Here is a 3,482-nt window from a genome sequence, read left to right as displayed (position 1 = left end):
ATTTACACAAACTATTTTATACTCTCACTCAATTTTATAAAACGGACAAAAACATCAGTCAAATATCTCTGAAATTCAAATTTTTAGAGCAACAAATACGCTTTATACCTTCAAATGTTTACCAAATAAATCAACCGTGTTTTCATGATACTGTTGCAAAACAATCATCTTAAAACAACATTCCAATTTATTCCCCATAAAAATGTCTCATCTTATTCATCTAGATTTTGACCAGCTATTTTAATTTAAAGCAAATATTGTGATAAATTTATTTAATTAAAAATGCCTATTATAAAGATAAAAACACAACATTATGGCAAATTAGGTAATATTTGTTACTTTTTTGACTTGACTATCAACTGCTTTTTATCTATCATCTAAAGTGTTAAAACCGTTTTTAAAGAAAGAAGGATATACAATGAAAGCAGCCGTTGTTCGTGATAACTGTGATTTAAAGACGTCACTTTACGTTCTTTACATGAAGGTGAAGCTCTTGTAAAAATGGAGTATTGTGGTCTATGTCACACAGACCTGCATGTTGCCGCTGGAGATTTTGGTAAGGTTCCTGGACGGATCATCGGACATGAGGGAGTCGGGAAAGTCATCAAGACAGCTGGAGATGTAACTAACCTGAAAGTGGGAGACCGTGTTTCGATCGCCTGGTTCTATTCTGGCTGTGGCCACTGCGAATATTGCACAACTGGCCGAGAAACTCTATGTCGGAATGTTTTGAACTCTGGTTTTAACGTTGATGGTGCCATGGCAGAAGAATGTATTGTCCCTGACGATTATGCAGTGAAAGTACATGATGACCTTGATCCGATCGAAGCTACTTCTTTGACCTGTGCGGGCGTAACAGTTTATAAAGGACTTAAAACTGGCAACCTAAAACCGGGGCAATGGGTCGAATCAATACGCCCACAACGTTTTTGGGGCTCATGTCGCAGCTGTCGATATCAACGATGAAAAATTAGCTGCTGTTAAAGAATTAGGCGTTGATTTGACGATCAACTCTCAAAAAGAAGATGCTTCACAGCTTTTACAAGATAAAGTCGGTGGTGTGAATAGTGCCGTCATCACAGCTGTTAGCAAAGACTCCTTCACAGATGCCGTGAATGCTCTGCGCGCTGGCGGGACATTAGTAGCGATTGCCTTGCCTCAAGGTGATATGCAACTTAACATTTCTAAAACCGTTTTAGACGGGATCAATGTTGCCGGCTCGTTAGTCGGGACTCGCCAAGACTTGGCAGAGGCTTTCCAATTCGGAGCCGAGCGAAAAGTAAAGCCGATCGTGCATACGCGTAAACTGTCAGAAGTCAATGACATTATCGATGAAATGAAGAACAATGAGATCGTCGGACGGATGGTCGTTGATTTCACTTAAATTCAGCTTTTCCTTTAATATAATCTAAGCAGCAGAAACTTTTGCAGTGAAACAGCCATTAACTGCAAAAATTCCTGCTGTTTTTTTAGATCCAACTTAATAAAAAAACAGCGTTTAAACCAATAGATCTAGTTGGTTTAAAACGCTGCGCTTAATACTTATTCAATCAGTTTTTTCAGCTGCTCGATCCGGTCATCCAACGGCGGATGGGTATCGAGTAAATTTGTCAAATTAAACTTACGCTTCTTTGGCTCTTCCAAATCATTGTCCTTCATTTCTTGCAGATCTTTTTTAGACAAAGGAGTTCGGAAACATAAAGTAGCCGCCTTGCTGGTAGCATACTCACTTGGCACTTGATCTCCCTTTAATTTGGTTAAAGCATCGATCAATCCTTGCGGATCCTGGGTCATATCTACCCCGGAAATATCGGCCAGACTCTCACGTTGCCGAGATAAGGCCAATTGCATCAGTGTGGCGATCGGGACACCGATCAATTGAATCAGCCACCCGCCGATCAGCATTACTAAACCGATCATTGCACTACTTTTGTCATCATCTTTTTTGCGATTGCTGCGGCCGCTATCACCAAACCACAAAGTGTCTTCACCAAGTTCAACCAAAAAATATCCTGCTCCAGCAATAAAGCTTGTCAAAGCAACAGTGATCGAACCTGAACGAATGTCATAATTCTTGATATGCGACATTTCATGGGCCAAGACACTTTTTAGTTCTTCACGATTCATCATTTCTAGCAAGCCAGTGTTAACACCAATGGCTGCGTGCTCTGGATCGCGTCCTGTCGCAAACGCATTTGCTTCTTGGTCCTCGACCAAATAAACCTCAGGCAACGGGATCTCAGCTGTGATCTGTAATTCATCGATCACATTAAGCAGCTGTTTTTCTGCTAACGAGGCGTTTTCCGGTTCCAACTTTCTGCCATTGACTGAACCCATAAAGACACTGGTCGTATTGTAGTAAATATATAAGGAATAACCTAGTGCCGCAACCAAAAAAGCTCCCGCAACGATCAAGGTGATCGTCCAGATTCCCCCAGCATCATCGGAGGTCATCCACCCTGCGAGATAGCCGATAAAAAGGCCGATCACAGTCACCAAAGAACTAAAACCGATCATGACGAAAGTTGAATTGCGTTTATTTTTCGCAATTTGTTCCTCAATGGTCATAACTCAGTCGCCGCCTTAAAATTTAACTTGTGGAGCTTCCCGCTGGGCCTCATCAGTAATAACTTCCAAGTTTGGCTTTGTGCTAAAATTGAACATCTTAGCCACTAAATTAGATGGGAAAGTAGTCACAGCATTGTTATAAAACAAAATGTGTTTGTTATACATCTGTCGAGCTGCAGCGACTTTATTTTCAATCGTTGTCAGCTGTTCTTGCAAGTTCAAGAAGTTGGTACTTGCCTTAAGGTCAGGATAATTTTCAGCTACAGCAAACAAATTACCCAAAGTATGCGACATCTGCTGATCGGCCTTTGAGCGCTCATTAACATCCAAGCTGGAATCAGCGACTTTACTACGCATCTCCGTCAACTTAGTAAATGTTTCTTGTTCATGCGTGGCATAGCCTTTAACTGTTTCCACAACATTGGGGATCAGATCAGCCCGATATTTCAATTGAATATCGATCTGCTTTTCTGCAGTATTGATACTGTTAGTAGCTCGTTGTAATTTATTATAACTTGACCATAAGTAGATCGCAATAATTGCTACGATCACAATAATAATGATCCAAACCATTTAAACTCATCCTTTCATGTACTTTACTATGCTCTAACTGAGATTATAACAAAAATGTCAGTCTAAAAGCCATCAACATGAACTTTAATTGTGAACAACTTCTTTTCAGCCATTCTTATTACTTTTTTATTTCTGGGAAAAGTGTTTTTTCTTTTGGACTTATTAGCACAAACGGGGGTTCTAATATCGTAAAGTTCACCTTAACAAGGCATTATGTTAAACTTTCTGTCGAAATCAACGAACTGCCAAGATATGTTGCAAATTTTTGTTTGGTTGCTAGTTGGAGAGAACTCTCGCTGACCTTTAGCCAATTTGCTTTAATTGGCTAGAACTTTCGCTGA

The 3,482-nt window shown here is 40.0% G+C and carries 2 protein-coding genes and 1 pseudogene; 1 reads left to right on the top strand and 2 read right to left on the bottom strand.

What is annotated here, in order from left to right; genetic code table 11:
- Positions 1 to 418 precede the first annotated feature (418 nt).
- Positions 419 to 1,384 (top strand): annotated as a pseudogene (gene adhP / locus FC65_RS09620) (alcohol dehydrogenase AdhP).
- A 158-nt stretch (positions 1,385 to 1,542) separates the two neighbouring features.
- Here the strand turns inward: adhP and FC65_RS09615 are convergent.
- Both FC65_RS09615 and FC65_RS09610 read right to left on the bottom strand, forming a co-directional pair.
- Positions 1,543 to 2,568: a M48 family metalloprotease gene (locus FC65_RS09615; RefSeq protein WP_010497420.1), complete on the bottom strand. Its 1,026-nt coding sequence runs from the start codon at positions 2,566 to 2,568 to the stop codon at positions 1,543 to 1,545.
- Between the two features lie 15 nt (positions 2,569 to 2,583).
- A complete protein-coding gene (locus FC65_RS09610) occupies positions 2,584 to 3,141 on the bottom strand; it encodes a LemA family protein (protein WP_010497418.1) in 558 nt (185 codons plus the stop codon).
- Positions 3,142 to 3,482: the final 341 nt, after the last annotated feature.

Source organism: Ligilactobacillus acidipiscis DSM 15836, from assembly GCF_001435755.1.
Classification (GTDB): Bacteria; Bacillota; Bacilli; order Lactobacillales; family Lactobacillaceae; genus Ligilactobacillus; species Ligilactobacillus acidipiscis.
Note: the sequence above shows the minus strand (reverse complement) of the source record. Positions and strands in the feature narration are given on the sequence as shown.

What these genes read in the sequence shown, in the direction of transcription:
- FC65_RS09615 (WP_010497420.1), bottom strand. Translation starts at nt 2,568, where the DNA reads ATGACCATTGAGGAACAAATTGCGAAAAATAAACGCAATTCAACTTTC.
- FC65_RS09610 (WP_010497418.1), bottom strand. Translation starts at nt 3,141, where the DNA reads ATGGTTTGGATCATTATTATTGTGATCGTAGCAATTATTGCGATCTAC.